We start from the raw sequence: 18,816 nt of genomic DNA, 5'->3' as shown, positions 1-18,816 counted from the left end.
ATGGAAACAGTTTCGTGACCGTAAATCCTCCGCCCGGGCTCTCGGAGCCGCCGGGCCCGGCACGCAGAATCGCACTGTGACAACCGAACTCGGACCCCCACACGCGGCCGGGAACGACGACACCCCCGCCGAAACGGCCGCCGACCTCGCGGCCGCCGCCCACGACCGCACCGCGGCCGGGATCGCCGCGGGAATCAGCCATCGCATCCGCTCGGGCGCGCTGCCACCCGGCACCCGCCTGCCGACGGTGCGCGATGTGGCGCGGGAGCTGAAGGTCTCACCGGTCACCGTCAATCAGGCCTGGCGTGCGCTGGCGGCGGCCGGGGCCATCGTCGCGCGGGGCCGCGCGGGCACCTTCGTCGGCGACAGCCCGCACCCACCCCATCCCCCTGTCGGCCGCTATCAGCGCCTACATCCCCAGTCCGACAACACCTTCCGCGTTGACCTCTCGCGCGGCACCCCGGATCCGGAGTTGCTGCCCGATCTGACCGCGGCCCTGCGTGACCTGGGAGCCGCCGCCCTCGACGGCCTGTCGGCCACCTATCTCGGCGAGGCCGTCCTGCCGGAGCTGGAGGCCGCCGTCCGCTCCGATTGGCCCGCGCGCGCCGAACGCCTCACCATCCTCGACGGCGCACTCGACGCCGTGGACCGGCTGCTGGCCGCCCATGTGCGGCTCGGCGATCCGGTGGCGGTCGAGAATCCTTGTTTCCCACCGTTTCTCGACATGCTGTCCAGACTCGGCGCGCGCCCCGTCCCGATCGACCTGGACGAGCAGGGATTGCTGCCGGACCGGCTCGCCGCGGCGCTGGCGACCCACGCGCCGGTGGCGCTCCTTCTCCAGCCCCGCGCGCAAAACCCCACGGGCGCATCCTTTTCCGCACAGCGCGTCCGTCAACTGGCCGACGTCCTGGCCGACGCGGCCGTCACCGCGGGCACCGCCCCGCTGCTCATCGAGGACGACCACAGCGCCGGCATCACCCACGCTCCCCTGCGCTCGCTGGCCACCCGCCTGCCCGCCCGCACCGTCCACATCCGCTCGTACTCCAAATCCCACGGCGCCGACCTCCGCCTCGCAGCCGTAGGCGGCCCCGCCCACTACCTCGACCCCGTCCTCGAACGCCGCATGCTCGGCCCCGGCTGGTCCTCCCGCCTCCTCCAGCGCGTCCTGCTCCACATGCTCACCGACGACACCGCCCGCACCACCGTCACCCAAGCCCGCACCCACTACCGCACCCGCTCTGACACCCTCCGAAAATCCCTCTCCCGCCACGGCATCCACCTCCCCCGGGGTGACGGCATCAACCTCTGGTTCCCCGTAGCCGACGAGAACGCCGCCATGATCTCCCTCGCCGCCGCCGGCATCAAAGCGGCCCCCGGCGGCCCCTTCGAGGTGACCGACCACCCGCACACCGACCACCTCCGCCTCACCGTCGCCGCCCTGGCCGAATCAGAAATCCCCGACGTGGCACGCCATCTCGCCACCGCGGCCGAAGCTGCCCCCACCTACCGCCGCATCCGGCGCGGGTAGATCGCATCCGCTCACAACGGTGCGGCGTTCCACCATTGTTCGATCAGTTCCTCGGCGGTGGTTCCGCCGATCACGGTCAGCTCGCAGAAGTTGCGCGCCTCGTCGTCGAACCCGATCACCAAGGTCCCCGTCGGCTGCTGGTATTGACCGGTGCCGATTCCCCATATCATTCGCCCGGTACCGGATCGGCGCTCCCAGGTTTTCGAGCCGAGAGTTGTACTGTCGTTGGGCATTTCGATATTCATGGGATTCCGATGGACGTTGCAGGAGACGAACATCCAATCCAGGGGTGCGCCATTGCCGTTGCATCGCAGCCGGGCTGATTCACCGAGCGGCGCCGTGATGGCGATCCGCTCGCTCTCCCGGTCGACGGCCTGGCAGTGGAGTCCGCGGTAGCCCCCGGAAGTCGGTGTGGGCGGTAGCAGGGCGGGTAGTGCCTGGATCATGAAATCGTAGGCGCCCCAGGCGATTCTGCCGCCGCTGGCCGTTGTGGTCGCGGCGGCGGGCAACGTCGAGGGTGTCACCGGGGCCGGGTCCTGCGCGCCCGACAACTGATGCGCCCTCAGCGCGACAATACCGGCGGCCACCACTACCGCCGCGGACAACGCCGTCGCTGAGATCACCACCCTCCATCGTCGAGGGCGAGGCCTCCCGTGCTCCGGAGCATTCGCACCGGTCAGCGCATCCACCGCCGCCTGCGCCAGCGCACCGCACGAGTCGAATCGTTCGGACGGCTCCTTGGCCAGAGCCCGCTGAATCACGTCGCCGATAGCGTCCGGCAACGCGGGATTGCACTGGCTGACCAGCGGCGGCCGCTCCGAAAGATGGGCACGGATCAGCTCGGCATGACTCGACCTCACGAAAGGCGGTGCGCCGGTGAGCAGTTCGTGCAACGTACAGCCGAGCGCATAGACGTCGGCGCGTTGGTCGACGGTCTGGCCTGCGAGCATCTCCGGGGCTGCGTAGGACAGCGTAGCCACAACCGTGCCCGATTCGGTCAACTTATCCGCCTCGACCAGAGGCCGGGCTATCCCGAAGTCGGTCACATATACGCGGTCCGGTTGACCGGCTCGGGATTCCAGCAGAATATTCGCCGGTTTCACATCCCGGTGCAGCACCCCGATTCGGTGTGCCTCGTCCAAACCCCGCGCCGCACCGACCGCGATATGCGCCGCGACCTCCACCGGCACCCCACCCGGATGCCGGCGGATCAGTTCGGAGGCGTCGATACCGTCGATGAATCCCATGGCGATCCAGGGACGCCCGTTCTCGGTCCCCCTGTCGTGTACCGGGACGATATTCGGATGCTCGAGCCGCGCGACCAGCTCCGCCTCGCGGACGAACCGGGCGGTCGATTCGGCCTCTGCGGCGGTGCGCCCCGATCCGGCCGGGTTTGCCGACGCCATCACCTTGAGCGCGTCGTATCGCGGCAGCCGCGGATGGGCCGCCAGGTAGACCGCGCCCATGCCGCCACGGCCGAGCACCCGCTCGATCCGGTATCCGGCGAACACCGCGCCGGGTGCCAGGTGGTCGGTCATCGCCCTATCCGCTGGTGGCCAGGAGGCCGTACTGGGCGGCGATCCGCTGCCGCAATGTGTTCAGATCGCGGCTGACCGTCGCACCCACATAGCGCCCGTGGAGTACCCGGCAGCTGTACCGCGTTTCCTCCATCGCTTCCGGACTCACATCCTCGTCACAGGAGACATCCGGGACGCCCGCGGGCCCGTCGACATAGCGATAACCTTTCTCGGGCGTATGCGACCGCAGGTACCCGTCGAAGAAGCGGCGGGCCGCCGCCACGGTGGCGAAGCGGCCCAGTTCGGTCCATCCGTTGACCGCCCGCAGCTCGATCCCCGAATCGACCAGCCTGCGCCCGTTCACCAGCTGCGCCGCACGCGGACCGAAGACGACGCCCGCGCTGAATACCAGTGGACTCCACTGCGCGACCCGTCCGGGGTTGCCCACGGTGACTACCGGGTACGGCCAGCGACCGGGTGCTTCCGGCACCATCCGCGACAGCATTCCGTCCCGGTCCAGCGGCATGGTGGACAGCCGGTCACGCGCGGTGGGCACGAATTCGCGAATCCTGGGCAGCTGTGCGTCGAATGTCTTGCGGGCCATCCCCGTCAGCGTGTCCTGATCGGCGACGAGGTCTCCGATGAGAAGGCTCACCACATTGGCGCCGTCCGCGATCGTCGTCGCCATCGTCGGCACGTCCGGACGCCAATGAGCGTGCGCAGCAGCGTATCCCGGAATCAGCACCGATACATTGCCGGGACTCACGGCCGCATCGACGACATCGATGTCGGCGGCCGCGCGCTGGGCGGCGCTCTCGTCCGGGAACCGCAGCACAATCACCGACAGCACCTTGGCGGCACCGATCTGTGGACCGTCCACCGCGGGCTCGGAGTCGGTTCCACTGGCCGCACAACCGGTCAGCATGCCGTTCTGTTCGAGCACGGCTCGCACCGGCTCCGCCAGCAGCAGGGTCGCCTTGGCCGGAGTGGGCAGGAGCAGCACACCCTGCGGGCTGGCGGCATGGGTCAGGGTCGCGTCTACCTGGATCGGATCGATGAGCGTTTCGGCCAGGCGCGCCGCTTCGACCACCCGGCCGTATTTCTCGCTTCCGCTCGGCTGATCCAGCGGATCGATGCTGTACTTGCCGACATTCAGCGGCGCGGGGTCCGGGTAGTCGGCAACTGGGTTCCCCTCCACGACACAGCCTCCGGTCAGCATGACCACCGCCGCTGTCACCAGTGCGGTCACCGAGCGCACCGCGGCAACGAGACCGATTCGCTTCAAACCCGATTTCCTTTCAGCCGTGGATGATTCAGAGCGGTGCGTCCGGCCACCACCGCGCCCGGAGTTCCGCACCGCTGGAAGTGTTGCCGTACAGCTGAATTCGACAGAAGTTGCGCGCGGCATCGTCGAAGTACAGGTCGAGCGTGCCGAGCGGGCGATCGGAGATCACCGAATCCCCCGAGGGGGCTCCTGCCGTGGGGGTACCGAAGCCCCAATGCACCGTTCCCGAACCCGATTTGCGCGACCATCGTTCACTGCCCTCGCTGCGTACGGCCGAGAAGTCCGGGGAGATGGGCGACCGATCGGCATTGCACACCACGAACATCCCGTAGACCGGATCGTTGTCGCCGACGCAGTACAGGGTGGCTACCGGAACCTCGGCATCGAAGGACAGCACGTCGTAGTGCGATTCCTCGCTCATCGGCATACACCCGGTCAAGGCCTGATAGCCGGCCCCGTTCGGAGTGGCCGGCAGAAGATCCGGGAATGCCTCCGCGATGTAGGCGAACTTGCCCCACTCGGCTGGTTCGATGGTCCCGGTCACCGGCGGAGTCGGAACCTTCGTCCCGGCGGTCGGACCGTCTGCTCGCTGGTCGTGGCCGTTGGTCACGACGCCGACCGCCGTCCCCGCGGCGATGGCCACGACCGCGAGCGCCGCGAGAAATCCGATCCGCCGCCGCTTCCCGAACCGGGATACCCGTGGAAGACCTGCCGCCCGGGCCGGAACCGTCGGAGCGACCCCGGCCAGCGCCGCCCGGGCCGCCGTCGCCAGGTCGCCACAACTGTCGTAACGATCCTCCGGACTCTTGGCCATCGCCTTGGCCACGACCGCGTCGAAACTGGTCGGCACCGCGGCATTCACGCTGGACGGGGACGGCGGCGGCTCATGCAGATGGGCGTACATGAGCGCGCCTACCGAATCTCGCGGGAACGGCACCGAGCCCGTGAGCATCTGAAACAGCGTGCAGCCCAGGGCATAGACGTCTGCGCGATGGTCGATACGGCTGGTCTCGAGTTGCTCGGGCGCGGCGTAGGCGAGCGTTCCGGTGAATCCGCCGGCGTTGAGGGTCGTCCAATCCTCCACGCGCCGGGCGATTCCGAAGTCGGTGACCAGGACCTGATCGGCCCGGCCGTCCTCCTCGGCGATCAATATGTTGGCGGGCTTCACATCCCGGTGCAACAGACCTGCCCGATGCAGCTCATCGAGCCCCTGCGCCGCCTCACCGAGAATGTGTACGGCCCGTTCGACATTCCCGCGGAGCCTTCCGAGCCGGATCACCTCGGCCAGATCGCCACCCTCGACGTACTGCATCGCGATCCACAGCCGCCCCTCGGATTCTCCGCGGTCGCGCACCGCCACCAGATTCGGATGCCGCAGTCGCGCCGCGACCTCCGCTTCCCGGAGAAAACTCGCCCGGAACCCCGCAGCGTCGGTGTGCTGTCCCGACAACACTTTCAAGGCATCGCGCCGCGGCAGACGCGGATGCCGGGCCAGGTACACCGCACCCATGCCGCCCGCGCCGAGCTTGCGCTCGACCAGATAGCCCGCGAATTCGGTGCCGACCATCAACTCCACGGGTTCCCCTCCCGATGCCCGCTTCGCCCCACGGATCGAAACAGCACAGCAAGCGTTCTGGGCGGAACTATACCGACCGATCAACACGCCGTCCTGCACAGTGACCACTCGATGGCCGCGATCGTGGTTGGGAGATAGAAAGATTCACGAACCCGTCGCGTCGAGGAGTCGCATGAACCAGCTCGAAACCCGTCTCGCACTGCGTGAATTGACCGAGCGCTACGCGTCCTGCGCCGACCGCCGACGCGATGCCGCGCTGGCCGAACTCTTCACCGAGAACGGCAGCTTGACCATCGAGTGGGGCGGGGATCAGCCGACGTCAACCGTCCGCGGCCGCACGGAGATCGAGGCGGCCATGAAACCCCTCGACCGGTATCGCGTCACCCAGCACGTGATCGGCAATCAGCTGCTCGACTTCTCAGGGGACGTGGTGCGCGGCGAAACGTATTGCACCGCTTCCCATGTCTACGACGACGAGAGCGGCTCCCGGGTGTTCGTCATGCACATCCGGTATGTCGACACCTTTGTGCGGGACGGGCAGCTGTGGCTGTTTCGGGAGCGCCGTCTAGCCGTCGATTGGACCGAGGATCGGGCTCTCACCAGTCCCAGCCCCAGGTGACCACGGTCCAGGTCTGCATGGAGAAGGGGACGTCGCACCAGGCTTGCGAATGGGTTGGGCCCCAGGCGACATTGCCCCAGCGGTCGTAGTGGGACCACCAGTTCCACCAGGACCAGCAGGTGATGTGGACTTGATGCCAGACGCCGAGGCCGCATTGGGAGTAGGCGCCGGTGCCCCATTGGGGATTCACCGAGCAGTATCCGGGCGGCTGGGCTTCGGTGGCGGGTGCGGCCATCAGGGCGCCGGAGGCGAGCAGTGTCGCCGTGGCGAATCCGACCATCGTGCGCTTCATCGCGTTCATGACAAACCTCCACTGGGCGTGGGGCTCGTATTCGCCCCGACCCGTGCAGGTCCCACGCATGGTTCCGAATCCGGTGACCGCCAGGCATACGGCCACCATCTATGTGATGACCATCACTGCTATAGCAGGGTCCGTTACAGCCACCGCACGGCCGCCGATGCCCTCAGAGATGATCGATATCGATAGACGTTCCAAGGAGGGGTACATGCGCACCATCACCCGAAGCGTCACCCGCGCGGCCGTCGCCGCCGCCATCGCCACCGGCGCCCTGGCCGCCACCACCGGCACCGCCAGCGCCGACGAGTGGCCCGTCCAGCAGCCGAACAGCCCGATCTACGTCGTCGAGGCCCACAACTTCCTGACCCCGTCGGACCTCGACTACTGGAACCCCTTCGTGGACAAGGCGCGGTTGACCTCGCCGTACGGAAACAGCACCCGGATCGTGTGCACCGGCTTCCACGGTGTCACCACCAGTTGCTTCCAGGCCGATGCCGATGGCAACCCGCATCAGCTCAAGGCGCTGCCGATGAACTTCCCGAATTTCACCGGCTACCTTGCTCCCGGCGGCGGCGTCAAGCACTGGGTCTACCCCGGCTTCGTTCCCGGAAGCTGAGCAGCAACACCGCGGTTCGAGCAAGCGAAAGGCCCGCTTCCGAAAGGAAGCGGGCCCTTTGCTTTCCGGCTTACAGGTACTGGCCGGTGTTCGACTCGGTGTCGATGGCGCGGCTCGCGCTGGCGTTCTTACCCGTCACCAAGGTGCGGATGTAGACGATGCGCTCGCCCTTCTTACCCGAGATCCGAGCCCAGTCATCGGGATTCGTGGTGTTGGGCAGGTCCTCGTTCTCGGAGAACTCGTCCACGATCGAATCGTAGAGATGCTGGATGCTCAGGCCCGGGTTGCCGGTTTCCAGGACCGACTTGATGGCGTACTTCTTGGCCCGGTCCACGATGTTCTGGATCATGGCGCCGGAGTTGAAGTCCTTGAAGTACAGGACTTCCTTGTCACCGTTGGCGTAGGTGACCTCCAGGAAGCGGTTGTCCTCGCTCTCGGCGTACATGCGGTCCACCACGCGTTCGATGGTGGCCTGCACGCACTTGCCGCGATCGCCGTCGAACTCCTGTAGGTCGTCCGAGCGCAGGGGCAGCGTCTCCGTCAGGTACTTGGAGAAGATGTCCTGCGCCGCTTCGGCATCGGGGCGCTCGATCTTGATCTTCACGTCCAGGCGGCCGGGCCGCAGGATCGCGGGGTCGATCATGTCCTCACGGTTGGAGGCACCGATCACGATCACGTTCTCGAGACCCTCGACACCGTCGATCTCCGAGAGCAGCTGCGGCACAACGGTGGTCTCCACATCGGAGGAGACACCCGAACCGCGGGTGCGGAAGATCGAGTCCATCTCGTCGAAGAACACGATCACCGGCGTGCCCTCGGACGCCTTCTCACGAGCCCGCTGGAAGATGATCCGAATGTGGCGCTCGGTCTCACCCACGAACTTGTTGAGCAGCTCGGGACCCTTGATGTTCAGGAAGAACGACTTGGCTTCCTTGGCATCCTCACCGCGCGCCTCGGCGATCTTCTTCGCCAGCGAGTTGGCAACGGCCTTGGCGATCAACGTCTTACCGCAACCGGGCGGACCGTAGAGCAGCACGCCCTTGGGCGGGCGCAGCGCGTACTCGCGGAACAGATCCTTGTGCAGGAACGGCAATTCGACGGCGTCGCGGATCTGCTCGATCTGGCGCGAGAGACCACCGATGTCCTCGTAGTCGACATCGGGCACCTCTTCGAGCACCAGATCCTCGACCTCGGCCTTGGGAATCCGCTCGAAGGCGAATCCGGCCTTGGTGTCGACCAGCAGCGAATCACCCGGGCGCAGTTTGCGAATGGGGCGATCCGGATCCTCGAGATCATCCACGTCGACCAGCGCGGACAGCGGCCCGGACAACCAGACCACCCGCTCCTCGTCGGCATGCCCGACGACCAGGGCGCGACGCCCGTCGTCGAGAATCTCACGCAGCGTGCCGATCTCGCCGATGGCATCGAAACCGCCCGCCTCGACCACGGTCAGCGCCTCGTTGAGACGTACGGTCTGCCCGTATTTGAGGATGGTGGTGTCGATATTCGGCGAACACGTCAGCCGCATCTTGCGCCCGGAAGTGAACACATCGACCGTCTGATCGTCGTACACGCCGATGAGGATGCCGTAGCCAGAAGGTGGCTGGCCGAGGCGATCCACTTCCTCGCGGAGAGCGACCAGTTGCTGGCGCGCTTCCTTCAAGGTATCCATCAGTTTGGTATTGCGAATCGTGAGCGAATCGACGCGCGCTTCCAATTCCCGTGTGCGATCCGGCGTGTCGGCGAGTTGCCTCCGGAGTGCAGCGGCCTCGGCGCGTACTGCCTCGAGTTCCCTCCAGGCCGCCGAGTCCGAATGTTCGATGGGGCTCATGATGCTGCTCCTCCCAGTCCCGGTCTATCAACGCTACCGGGCTCTAACCGTTCCCGCTTTCCGACATGGTTTCGTCGTGATCACATCTAGGCTGCGGCCGACGTGCCGAGCAGGCATGTTAGCCTGCCCTAACCTGTTTCCGGCGAGTTAATCGCCGGCCGAGCCGAAAGGTGCCGTTGATGCTCCTTCCCACCAGTCGTACTCCTGGTAAGCGCAACGTCACGCGGACGCTTCGTGTTTCCTCGAGCACACTCCGTGTTTCCGTGGCTACCGTCGCGGCCCTCGCGGCCGTTACGGCAACTCTGACCGGCTGCGGCTCCGACGACAAGGGTTCTTCGTCCTCGTCTTCGTCCACCGCGACCAGCTCGTCGACCGCCGCCGCCGCGCCCGCGCCGACCGCGGAAGCCCTGCAGAGCGTTCTCACGGCCTTCGCCGACCCGGCAAAACCGGCTGCCGACAAGGCCAAACTAGTCGTCGACGGCGACAAGCGTCTCGGAAATATCGACACCATGAATCAGGGGCTTGCGCATTACCAGGTCGGATTCACCGTCGGTGAGATCAAGCAGGACGGGACCAAGGCGGATGCGAAGGTGTCGGTGACCTCGCCGCACGGCACCATGCCCGACGTCCCGATGACGTTCCAGTACAGCGACGGCACGTGGAAGCTCTCCGACGCCGGGGCGTGCACCGTCCTCGGCATGGCGCGTGCCGCCTGCCAGTAATACCCATCCGATATCACGAAAGGCCCGTTCGTTCATGCTCGCTCGTTCCATTCGTCTGTCTCTGTCCGTCGCCGCCGCCGCGGTCGCCCTCACCTCGGGCGCGGGCCTGGCCGCCGCCGACACCGCCGCGCCCTCGGCCGAGGAGCTGCAGTCGACGCTGACCCGCTTCACCGACCCGTCGGTTCCGGCCGCGGACAAGACGAACCTCATGGTCAACGGCGGTGCGCGCACCGCCAATATCGAGAAGATGAACCAGGGCCTGGCCAACTACGGCACCATCGGCTGGACGGTTTCGGGCGTACAGGCCAACGGCGACAACGCCGATGCCTCGGTCGCCATCTCCTCCCCGCACGGCACCATGCCGGGCGTGCCGATGACCTGGCAGCACACCGACGCGGGCTGGCAGCTCTCCGAGAGCACCGCGTGCACCATCCTCGCCATGGGCAAGGCGCCCTGCTGAGTCCGACGCCACAGCGGCGAGATCGGCTCGCGAGAGCCTGAATTCGACAACGCGCCCCCGCCGGATACCGGCGGGGGCGCGTTCGTTCCGGGCCGAATTCGGCCGGGAAATATATTCTTCGGTGTCTCAGCCCTTGGACGGACGCCGCTGCGGCTTGGGCGCGGTGACGCCGTCGGCGAGGCGGCGGGCCTTCACCAGGAACGCGGTGTGGCCTTGCATGCGATGCTCCGGGCGCACGGCCAGACCCACGACATGCCAAGGGCGAACCATGGATTCCCAGGCGGTCGGTTCGGTCCAGCAGCCCTGGCGGCGCAGCGCCTCGACGACCTCGGAGAGCTGGGTGGTGGTGGCCACGTAGGCCAGGAAGACGCCGCCGGGGATGATCGCCTTGGCGACCGCGTCGAGGGCGTCCCACGGCTTGAGCATGTCCAGGACCACGCGGTCGACCTGCTCGCCGGAGTACTCGCCGACATCGCCGAGGGTGAGTTCCCAGTTGGCGGGGCGTTCGCCGAAGAATCGCTCGACATTCTTGACCGCGTGCTCGGCGTGGTCCTCGCGGATCTCCCAGGAGATGACCTTGCCCTCGGGGCCGACCGCGCGCAGCAGCGAGCAGGTCAGCGCGCCGGAACCGGCGCCGGCCTCGAGCACCTTCGCGCCGGGGAACATGTCGCCCTCGTGCACGATCTGGGCGGAGTCCTTGGGGTAGATGACCGCCGCGCCGCGCGGCATGGACAGCACGTAGTCGGTGAGCAGGGGGCGAAGCGCCAGGTAGGGGGTGCCCTTGGCGGAGTTCACCACGCAGCCCTCGTCGGCGCCGATGAGGTCGTCGTGGTTGATGTGGCCGGCGTGGGTGTGGAACTCCTTGCCCGCCTCCAGGATCACCGTGAACTTGCGCCCCTTGGCGTCGGTCAGCTGTACCCGGTCACCGATCTGGAAAGGGCCGGTCCGTCTGGCCGTCATGAATCTCCGTCCTACGTGTCGTGGGTGAAAACGTGCGTCGCTGCGATATTGCGGCGTCGAATGTGCCCGCACCTTGTCGGTGCCTGCGTTTAGCCTGCCAGGTATGTCGGTTGACGCGATCAGTACCCCGGAGACAGAGCGGTTCGGTCCGCGTGGTCCCGCGCTGTCCCCTTCGCGCGCAATCGATTACAAGCAGTGCCCGTTGAAGTACCGGCTGCGGGTCATCGATCAGATCCCCGAGCCGCCGTCGAAGGCCGCCGTGCGCGGCACCGTGGTGCATGCCGTGCTGGAGGCCCTGTTCGGCCTGCCCGCCACCGAGCGCGATGTCGACGCCGCTCTCGCCCTCATCGAACCGGCCTGGGCCGGGGTGCGCGAGTCCCGGCCCGAGGTCGAGGGGCTGATCCCGGACGCGGAACTCGCCGATTTCCTGGCCGAGGTCCGCAAGCTGGTCGGCGTCTACTTCCGGCTCGAGGATCCGACCGGTTTCGAGCCGGAGTCGTGTGAGACCTTCATCGAGGCCGAGCTGCCCGACGGCACGCCCCTGCGCGGGATCGTGGACCGTCTGGACCGCTCGCCCGAGGGCGATCTGCATGTGATCGACTACAAGACCGGTCGCGCCCCGGGCCTGGCGTACGAGACCAAGGCGCTGTTCCAGCTCAAGTTCTACGCGCTGGTCCTGCTGCGCACCCAGGGCCGGGCGCCCGCCGAACTGAAGCTGATGTACCTGGCCGACGGCGTCACCCTGACCTACAAGCCGGATCCGGAGGAGCTGCTGCGGTTCGAGCGGATCCTCTCGGCGCTGTGGGCGGCGATCGTGACCGCCGCCGAGACCGGTGAGTTCCCGCCCAGTCCGGGCTGGATGTGCCAGTACTGCGATTTCAAGCGACTATGCCCCGAATTCGGTGGCACCACACCGCCTTTCCCGTCCGGCGAGGACGAGCCGGAGTACGACCCGTCCTGACCGGACAGGGATCAGAAGGCGCGGCAGGAGCGGATGTCGGTGGCCAGGATGGCCTTGGCGCCCAGATCGGCGAGCTGATCCATCAACTCGTTGCCGTTCTTGCGCGGCACCAGCGCGCGCACCGCGACCCAGTCGGGATCGGTGAGCGGGGCGATGGTCGGCGACTCCAGGCCGGGGGTGATGGCGACCGCCTGGTCGAGCAGCGCCTTGGGGCAGTCGTAGTCCAGCATCAGGTACTGCTGGGCGAAGACCACGCCCTGGATGCGGGCGACCAGCTGGTTGCGAGCCTTGTCGTGCTGATCGGCGCCCTTGGCCTCGATCAGCACGCCCTCGGAGTCGCACAGCGACTCGCCGAAGGCGACCAGGTTGTGCTGGCGCAGGGTGCGGCCGGAGCCGACCACGTCGGCGATGGCGTCGGCGACACCGAGCTGGATGGAGATCTCGACCGCGCCGTCGAGGCGGATGACCTCGGCCTCGATGCCGCGCGCCTTCAGATCCCCGCGCACCAGGTTCGGGTAGGAGGCGGCGATGCGCTTGCCGTGCAGGTCCTCGACCTTCCAGTCCTGCCCGGCCGGGGCGGCGTAGCGGAAGGTGGAGCGGCCGAAGCCGAGCGCGAGCCGTTCCTGCACGGGCGCACCGGAATCCAGCGCCAGGTCGCGGCCGGTGATGCCGAGGTCGAGCTCGCCGGAGCCGACGTAGATGGCGATGTCCTTGGGCCGCAGGAAGTAGAACTCGACCTGGTTGGCCGGGTCGAGCACGCTCAGCTCACGCGAATCGGTGCGCTTGCGGTAGCCGGCCTCGGACAGGATGGCGACCGCGGATTCGGAGAGGGCGCCCTTGTTGGGGACTGCGACGCGAAGCATGGGAGGTCCTTTCGGAACGGAGGGAAGACGCGGGGACGACGGCTGGATGGGCGGAAACACTCACCGCGCCGTGCGGGTGCACAGCGCGGTGAGCGGCACATCACAGATGTCGGTACACGTCCTCGAGCCGCAGGCCGCGGCCCACCATCAGCACCTGCACCCAGTAGAGCAGCTGCGAGATCTCCTCGGAGAGTTCCTCATCGCTCTGGTACTCGGCGGCGATCCAGACCTCGCCGGCTTCCTCGAGTACCTTCTTGCCCTGCGCATGCACGCCGGCGTCCAGGGCGGCGACGGTGCCCGACCCCTCGGGGCGGTTGGCGGCACGATCCTGCAGCTCGGCGAACAGGGCTTCGAAAGATTTCACGGGGAGTGATTCTCTCAGACGAGCGCACACTCCCCGCAATCGGTTATACGGTGAGCAGTTCGGTGAGTTCGGCGACCGCCGTGCGCAGGTGCCCGGCGAAGTCGTGCATTGCCGGTGCGACGTGCTTGGGTGTGGCCAGGTAGAGGTTCCAGCGGTCGGGCAGCAGCACGTAGGCGATGCCGATGCACTTGGGGCTGGTGGAGCCGAAACCGAAGAACTGGATGTTCACCGACGGCGCGGAGCTGGTGGACAGGTAGTCGTCGCGGGTGATGGTCCAGCCGGGGCTGTCGTAGAAGGCCATCGGCGCGGTCGCGCCCAGCTGCTCGCCGCGGCGGCGCTGGATCCACTGCAGCTCCCACAGGTGCTGTTCGGGGGCCTCGCCGCGCTGGCATTCCTGGGCCCGGCGCACGTGCGCCTCGGCGGCGGTGCGCAGCGCCACCAGCTTGCGGTCCCGGTCGACGTCCGGATTCTCCATGGCCGCAACGAAATCCAGCATCTCCTGGGTGACCACGCGCATGGCCTCGGTGCGGCCGTTGCGGAACTGGCGGGTGGCGATGGATTCGTAGGTCGCGCCGTTGAGGCCCTTGCTGCGCTTGTGGGCGAGCTGATAACTCAACTGGGCCAGGGCATCCGGTGAGATGCCGAGGCTCTTGGCGCGCTTGGTGCCGAAATCGAAGGACACCGTGGTGGTGGCGTTCTCGGCCGCGTACTGCGCGAAAGAGGCGGCGGCGGAGGCGATCTCGGTCTTGGCCTCCGGGCCGAGGGTGAATTCGATGGGCTCGGTGGCGGGCAGGCCCTGCGGCTGGGCGCCGGACTGCTCGGCGTGCGCCGTCACCGGGGCTTCCAGGAGGGTGTCGACGAAGGACAGGATGGTGGTGCCGTCGAGCCCGCAGTGCTCGACATTGATGCCCGCGCTCCCGTCGGCGAAGACGATGAACGACACCGCCTTGTCGAACCAGCGGTTGCCGCTGTCGCCGTGCAGCAGCTGGTCGCAGGCGTGCAGGGTGTCGCGGGGCGCGAAGTCCTCGAGGCAGACGCAGAACAGCGCGGTCTCGATGGTGTCGAAGGCGGCGGTATTGGCGGGCCGCAGGTTGGCGTAGATCGGCGCCCAGTCGGCGCGGGCCAGGCTGGTGAGATGCCCGGGCGCGGCATTGGTGGCGGCACGGCGCGCGCCCGCCTTCATGACCGCCTGCAGACCCGAGGCCAGATCCTCCGGGGTGTAGGGCACACCGCTCGGACCGATCACGTCCATCCGGAACATGTTGCCGCGGTAGAAGACCACGATGTGGCGGGCCTCCGAATGCCCCGGCCATTCCTCGCTGTAGGGCACCCGCACGGTGTCCTGCGGCGCGCCCGGGATGCGGGTCTCGGAGAACAGGAACTTGTTCTGCGCCATATTGAGTCGCGTGCCGCGCTGGGTGGCGGGCGGGATCTCCTCGGCGTCCAGGCGCAGCTTGTAATTGACGGCCGCACTGACAATTGCGGCGGCCCGCTCGCTCTGGTCGGCACTGGTGGACGCGGCCAGCATGGTGTCATCGCGGAACAGGAAGAAGAAGTTGGCGTTCAACGCGATTCGGTCGCGCCGCCCCAGATAGCGCGACGGCCAGAACTCGTCGAGCCAGCTCCCCACGCCCGGAGTCTTGTCGAAGCGTTCCAGATCGGCGTGCAGGGTGCGGGCGGGGCTGTCGGGGCGCAGCAGGTCCTCGACGCTGGCCGCGGTGGCGGCGTACTGGTCGGAGGTCAGCAGCGGCGCGCACCAGTGCAGGAATCGGGTGCAGCTCTCCTCCAACGTGGGCAGCGGGACGCGGGGCAGCTGCTCGTCGAAGGCGAAGGTGCTGTCGCTCAAGGGGTGTCCTCGGTGTCGATGGGTCAGGGGTGGCCTGGCTTTGCACACGCGTGACCGTCCCCCGTGCGGTCACTGCCCCCATTCTTGCCATCGAACCGGTCGGCGCGCCAGGATTTCCGGCGAATCCCGGATGGGTGCGAATGGAAGCTGTTTTACTGCGCGGCAACAGTTTTCATGCGAGCCAGGTGCCGGCCGAGCCCGGCTCGCACAAACGCTTCAACCGCAGCTCCACCTCATCACTGGTCAGGTAGCAGCCGGTCTGCTCGAACCCGCCGATGGTGTGCGTGGCGTAGTCGCCGTAACCGATGCGCAGGAAGTCGTCGCCGCTGAGCCCGTGCACCGCCCAGTCGAAGGCGACGCGGGCCCGCGCCACCACCGTCCGCAGCGCACCCAGATGGTAGCTCCGTGTCACGAATTGCGCTGGGACTCCGCGCAATCCGATCTTCAGCGGGCGGGCCAGCGCGTCCCGGCCGCCGAGGTCGACGACCAGCCCCAGATCCGGATGCCGATACGGGGTGACCTGCCCGCCGCGCAGGGTGGCGAGCAGATTCTTGGCCATGTGCTTGCCCTGGCGCATGGCGTGCTGCGCGGTGGGCGGGCATTGCTTGTCCGGGCCCGCGGCCAGATCGGGGACGGCGGCCGCGTCGCCGAGCGCCCAGACGCCTTGCAGGCCCGGCACACTGAAGTCGGGATGGACCACGATCCGGCCGCGGTCGGTATCGGCGCCCAGATGTCCGGCGAGCGGGCTGGGCGCGACCCCGGCCGTCCACAGCACCGTGCGCGAGGGAATGAACCGGCCATTGGTGAGGGTGACGCCGCGCGCGGTGACCTCCTGCGCGGACGCGCCCGAAATGAGTTCGATGCCGCGTTCGGCCAGAATCTTTTTCGCGTTCGCGCCCAGGCGCTCGCCGAGTTCCGGCATGATCCGGTCGCCGTGGGTGACCAGGTGCCAGCGCACCATGGTCGATTCCGTCTCCGGGAAGTAGCGGCGGGCGGCGGCCTGGCAGACCTTGTTGAGCACCGCGGTGGTCTCGGTGCCGGCGTAGCCCGCGCCGATCGTGACGAAGTTCAGGCGTTCGCGGTCGATGTCCTCCTCCCCGCGCACCGCGGCCACGTCGAGTTGCCGCAGCACGTGATCGCGCAGGTACATGGCCTCCGAGAGCGTCTTCATCCCGAACCCGTGCTCGTGCAGACCGGGCACGTCCTGGATGCGGGTGATACTGCCCGGGGCCAGCACCAGCTGATCGAACTCGTAGGCGCATTCCTCACCGGAGTGCCGCCGCACGATGACCTGCCGGGTCTTCGGATCGACCCCGACCGCCATGCCGGGCACCACCTCGGTGCGCCGCAGCACCCGCCGCAGCGGCACCGAGACCGAGCGCGGATTGAGCGTGCCGGAGGCGACCTGCGGCAGCAGCGGCAGATACAGCAGCCCGGCATCGGGCGTGACGAGCTGGACGTCCGCCTCGTGGGGCTTCAGGCGGCGCTCCAGATATCGGGCGCACTCCACGCCCGCGAAACCACCGCCGATTATTACGATCTTCGCTGGTGCCACCGATTCACCGTAACAATCATGCGCGAGTTTGAGGTGAATCCGGGAATTCGAGTTGCCTCATGCGGTGCCTTTTTCACGATCCGGTGCCACCGCCCGAATTGGGACGGGAGATATACAGCTGGGCATAGAGCCAACCGTCGGATTCGCAGTCGGCCGTATCGATTCCCTTGTCCGCCAGGGTGTTCAGGACCCGCACCCGCTCGTCCGCGGAGGCGAAACGCCGCTGCCGGAACACGCCGGGCGCGCGTTCGGTGCGGTAGCCCAGGGCGGTGAGGCGCGTGGCGATGGTGTCGAAACTGAACATGCGCAGCACGAAATGTGCCATCCAGGGCAGTTTTCCGCCGTGTGCGTGGGCGACCCGCAAGAGGGTTTTCTCGGTGATGTAGCCGACGCAGCCGGTGGAGATGACCAGGTCGGCGCCGGCCAGGATGGCGCGCTGTGCCTCGCTGGGATCGCCCGCCTCCAGATCGGCGTGCACGATGTCCTGCAGGAATCCGGCCGCCTTGGCGTAGTCGAGGGCGGGACGCGAGGCATCCATTCCGACGAATCGGACACCGGGTAATCGGTCGTCACTCTCGAGGAGTTCACGGTCGCGGTCGATGAGTTTCTCGGTGTCGCCGGTGCTGCGATAGTGCTCGGCCAGCTCGGACATGCCGGTGTCCAGGCGCAGCAGGGCCGCGTTCACGCCGTAGGAGCAGCCGATATCGAGGACCGTCGGTGCGGCGATCCCGGTGGCGGCCTTGTATTCCGCCAGCAACCGCTGAAAGTGCGGTTTCGCCAATTCCGGTATCTGATAATCCAATTCGGCCATCCGCGCGTAATACTCGCGTGGATCGGGCCGGTCGTAGATGTCGTCGAACGATGCTTTCCCGGTGGAACTGTGCAACGAAACCGGCACGCGCTGGCCCCTTCTCAGTCGAGCAGTGAATCGCCGCGGACCTCGCCGACGGCCAGATGATCCGCCGATACCCGCCCGAACAGCTGACGAGTCCGCTCGGCCGTGCCGATCAGTCCCGGTGTGTCGCTGTAGGCGAAGATCGCCGAATGCCGTTGCACCGTCCCGCCTACCGGCGCGACCCGATGCAACGAAAACCTCCCCTGGAACAGCTGCAAATCCCCCGGCCGCAGCTCCAGCCGCTTGATGAATCGCTCCCCGTGCCCGGTGAGCACCGCGTTCACATCCGCGAAGTTCTCGGCCTGCCGCGACCGGATGTTCGGGCAATACTCGAACACCCCACCGCATTCCGGCTCCTGGGTGAGCATGCTGACGGTGAACTCATTGGTGTCGAAGTGCCACGGATGCGACATCCCCGGCGCAACGACATTGAGGCACAACCCGGCAAAGGGATCGGTGTACTCGTGCAACTCCGCCAGCCCGAAGCAGTCCGCCACGAACCGCTGGAACCGCTCGTCCATGTACAGCCGATGGATCAGCGCATCGGCGGGTATGAGATCCCTTGCCACAAAAGCATTTCCACGCCGCAGCACGATGCGTGCGGGATGGTCCTCCGACAGGTCCGCATCCAGTGGAATGTTGTACGCGTTGACATTCTCCACGGTGTAATACGCGTGGGGAGCCAGCAGCACACCTTCGCTCCGCAAGGTACCCAGCAACTCCCGCCGAATGAACCCGGGCAATACGCAGCACCCATCCGCCGCGAGCTCTTCCCGAGCCGCCCGAACGGCCGCGTTCCACCCGTCGCTCCCCGGCGAATCCAGCGGATACTTCTCGAAATCCACCCCGGGCACATGCCCGCCGGCGTCCTGCGCGTCGACCCAACCCCCAACCGCAACCATGCCGCCCATTCTTGCCGC

General features: G+C 67.3%; 18 protein-coding genes. 6 read left to right on the top strand and 12 right to left on the bottom strand.

The features are described from left to right. Positions 1 to 76 precede the first annotated feature (76 nt). Positions 77 to 1,528: a PLP-dependent aminotransferase family protein gene (locus tag ACAM49_RS14835; protein WP_369636073.1), complete on the top strand. Its 1,452-nt coding sequence runs from the start codon at positions 77 to 79 to the stop codon at positions 1,526 to 1,528. Positions 1,529 to 1,539: 11 nt separating this feature from the next. Here the strand turns inward: ACAM49_RS14835 and ACAM49_RS14830 are convergent, their stop codons facing one another. The 3 genes from ACAM49_RS14830 to ACAM49_RS14820 are packed head-to-tail and all read right to left on the bottom strand — an operon-like array spanning position 1,540 to position 5,897. Further along, complete coding sequence (locus tag ACAM49_RS14830) at positions 1,540 to 3,066, bottom strand: serine/threonine-protein kinase (protein ID WP_369636072.1); 1,527 nt, start codon at positions 3,064 to 3,066, stop codon at positions 1,540 to 1,542. A 4-nt stretch (positions 3,067 to 3,070) separates the two neighbouring features. After that, the gene (locus tag ACAM49_RS14825) at positions 3,071 to 4,330 is read right to left on the bottom strand and encodes a hypothetical protein (RefSeq protein WP_369636071.1); all 1,260 of its coding nucleotides are present in this window, start codon (positions 4,328 to 4,330) and stop codon (positions 3,071 to 3,073) included. Between the two features lie 28 nt (positions 4,331 to 4,358). Beyond that, entirely contained in the window at positions 4,359 to 5,897 is a 1,539-nt protein-coding gene (locus ACAM49_RS14820) for a serine/threonine-protein kinase (protein ID WP_369636098.1), read from the bottom strand. Between the two features lie 181 nt (positions 5,898 to 6,078). Here ACAM49_RS14820 and ACAM49_RS14815 point away from each other — a divergent pair, with 181 nt between their 5' ends. Further along, positions 6,079 to 6,525 (top strand): nuclear transport factor 2 family protein, encoded by a 447-nt coding sequence (locus ACAM49_RS14815; protein ID WP_369636070.1) that lies wholly within the window; start codon positions 6,079 to 6,081, stop codon positions 6,523 to 6,525. Here the strand turns inward: ACAM49_RS14815 and ACAM49_RS14810 are convergent. After that, positions 6,503 to 6,826, bottom strand: coding sequence for a hypothetical protein (locus tag ACAM49_RS14810; protein WP_369636069.1), 324 nt, complete (start codon positions 6,824 to 6,826; stop codon positions 6,503 to 6,505). The two genes, ACAM49_RS14815 and ACAM49_RS14810, sit on opposite strands and share 23 nt — an antisense overlap. 205 nt (positions 6,827 to 7,031) lie before the next feature. Here ACAM49_RS14810 and ACAM49_RS14805 point away from each other — a divergent pair, with 205 nt between their 5' ends. After that, complete coding sequence (locus tag ACAM49_RS14805; RefSeq protein WP_369636068.1) at positions 7,032 to 7,439, top strand: hypothetical protein; 408 nt, start codon at positions 7,032 to 7,034, stop codon at positions 7,437 to 7,439. 70 nt (positions 7,440 to 7,509) lie between these two features. On the opposite strand, the gene arc is transcribed toward ACAM49_RS14805, so the two are convergent. After that, a complete protein-coding gene (gene arc, locus ACAM49_RS14800; protein WP_369636067.1) occupies positions 7,510 to 9,270 on the bottom strand; it encodes a proteasome ATPase in 1,761 nt (586 codons plus the stop codon). Positions 9,271 to 9,533: 263 nt separating this feature from the next. Here arc and ACAM49_RS14795 point away from each other — a divergent pair, with 263 nt between their 5' ends. Together ACAM49_RS14795 and ACAM49_RS14790 are read left to right on the top strand one after the other, a co-directional pair. Continuing rightward, a complete protein-coding gene (locus ACAM49_RS14795) occupies positions 9,534 to 9,992 on the top strand; it encodes a hypothetical protein (RefSeq protein ID WP_369636066.1) in 459 nt (152 codons plus the stop codon). Positions 9,993 to 10,026: 34 nt separating this feature from the next. Beyond that, complete coding sequence (locus ACAM49_RS14790; protein ID WP_369636065.1) at positions 10,027 to 10,452, top strand: hypothetical protein; 426 nt, start codon at positions 10,027 to 10,029, stop codon at positions 10,450 to 10,452. A gap of 126 nt (positions 10,453 to 10,578) precedes the next feature. On the opposite strand, the gene ACAM49_RS14785 is transcribed toward ACAM49_RS14790, so the two are convergent. Further along, a complete protein-coding gene (locus tag ACAM49_RS14785) occupies positions 10,579 to 11,412 on the bottom strand; it encodes a tRNA (adenine-N1)-methyltransferase (RefSeq protein ID WP_040809069.1) in 834 nt (277 codons plus the stop codon). A 103-nt stretch (positions 11,413 to 11,515) separates the two neighbouring features. Here ACAM49_RS14785 and ACAM49_RS14780 point away from each other — a divergent pair, with 103 nt between their 5' ends. Further along, positions 11,516 to 12,373, top strand: coding sequence for a RecB family exonuclease (locus ACAM49_RS14780; protein WP_369636064.1), 858 nt, complete (start codon positions 11,516 to 11,518; stop codon positions 12,371 to 12,373). A gap of 11 nt (positions 12,374 to 12,384) precedes the next feature. Here the strand turns inward: ACAM49_RS14780 and hisG are convergent, their stop codons facing one another. The 6 genes from hisG to ACAM49_RS14750 all read right to left on the bottom strand — a co-directional run bounded on the left by hisG (position 12,385) and on the right by ACAM49_RS14750 (position 18,807). Then, positions 12,385 to 13,236 (bottom strand): ATP phosphoribosyltransferase, encoded by an 852-nt coding sequence (gene hisG / locus ACAM49_RS14775; RefSeq protein ID WP_369636063.1) that lies wholly within the window; start codon positions 13,234 to 13,236, stop codon positions 12,385 to 12,387. Between the two features lie 100 nt (positions 13,237 to 13,336). Next, complete coding sequence (locus tag ACAM49_RS14770) at positions 13,337 to 13,600, bottom strand: phosphoribosyl-ATP diphosphatase (RefSeq protein ID WP_033085388.1); 264 nt, start codon at positions 13,598 to 13,600, stop codon at positions 13,337 to 13,339. Between the two features lie 43 nt (positions 13,601 to 13,643). Continuing rightward, entirely contained in the window at positions 13,644 to 15,446 is a 1,803-nt protein-coding gene (locus tag ACAM49_RS14765) for a choline/carnitine O-acyltransferase (RefSeq protein ID WP_369636062.1), read from the bottom strand. Between the two features lie 172 nt (positions 15,447 to 15,618). Beyond that, positions 15,619 to 17,001: an NAD(P)/FAD-dependent oxidoreductase gene (locus tag ACAM49_RS14760; protein ID WP_369636061.1), complete on the bottom strand. Its 1,383-nt coding sequence runs from the start codon at positions 16,999 to 17,001 to the stop codon at positions 15,619 to 15,621. Positions 17,002 to 17,074: 73 nt separating this feature from the next. Continuing rightward, entirely contained in the window at positions 17,075 to 17,899 is an 825-nt protein-coding gene (locus ACAM49_RS14755; RefSeq protein ID WP_369636060.1) for a class I SAM-dependent methyltransferase, read from the bottom strand. Between the two features lie 14 nt (positions 17,900 to 17,913). Beyond that, on the bottom strand, positions 17,914 to 18,807 hold the full coding sequence (locus ACAM49_RS14750; protein ID WP_369636097.1) for an arpA protein: 894 nt from the start codon (positions 18,805 to 18,807) through the stop codon (positions 17,914 to 17,916). Between the last annotated feature and the right edge of the window lie 9 nt (positions 18,808 to 18,816).

This window comes from Nocardia sp. JMUB6875, from assembly GCF_041154655.1.
In the GTDB taxonomy this organism is placed as follows: domain Bacteria; phylum Actinomycetota; class Actinomycetes; order Mycobacteriales; family Mycobacteriaceae; genus Nocardia.
This window is presented reverse-complemented; position numbering and strand designations above follow the sequence as displayed.

Coding starts and splice junctions, on each gene's coding strand:
- ACAM49_RS14790 (WP_369636065.1), top strand. CDS start 10,027: ATGCTCGCTCGTTCCATTCGTCTGTCTCTGTCCGTCGCCGCCGCCGCG.
- arc (WP_369636067.1), bottom strand. CDS start 9,270: ATGAGCCCCATCGAACATTCGGACTCGGCGGCCTGGAGGGAACTCGAG.
- ACAM49_RS14830 (WP_369636072.1), bottom strand. CDS start 3,066: ATGACCGACCACCTGGCACCCGGCGCGGTGTTCGCCGGATACCGGATC.
- ACAM49_RS14815 (WP_369636070.1), top strand. CDS start 6,079: ATGAACCAGCTCGAAACCCGTCTCGCACTGCGTGAATTGACCGAGCGC.
- ACAM49_RS14750 (WP_369636097.1), bottom strand. CDS start 18,807: ATGGGCGGCATGGTTGCGGTTGGGGGTTGGGTCGACGCGCAGGACGCC.
- hisG (WP_369636063.1), bottom strand. CDS start 13,236: ATGCTTCGCGTCGCAGTCCCCAACAAGGGCGCCCTCTCCGAATCCGCG.
- ACAM49_RS14785 (WP_040809069.1), bottom strand. CDS start 11,412: ATGACGGCCAGACGGACCGGCCCTTTCCAGATCGGTGACCGGGTACAG.
- ACAM49_RS14820 (WP_369636098.1), bottom strand. CDS start 5,897: ATGGTCGGCACCGAATTCGCGGGCTATCTGGTCGAGCGCAAGCTCGGC.
- ACAM49_RS14780 (WP_369636064.1), top strand. CDS start 11,516: ATGTCGGTTGACGCGATCAGTACCCCGGAGACAGAGCGGTTCGGTCCG.
- ACAM49_RS14805 (WP_369636068.1), top strand. CDS start 7,032: ATGCGCACCATCACCCGAAGCGTCACCCGCGCGGCCGTCGCCGCCGCC.
- ACAM49_RS14810 (WP_369636069.1), bottom strand. CDS start 6,826: ATGAACGCGATGAAGCGCACGATGGTCGGATTCGCCACGGCGACACTG.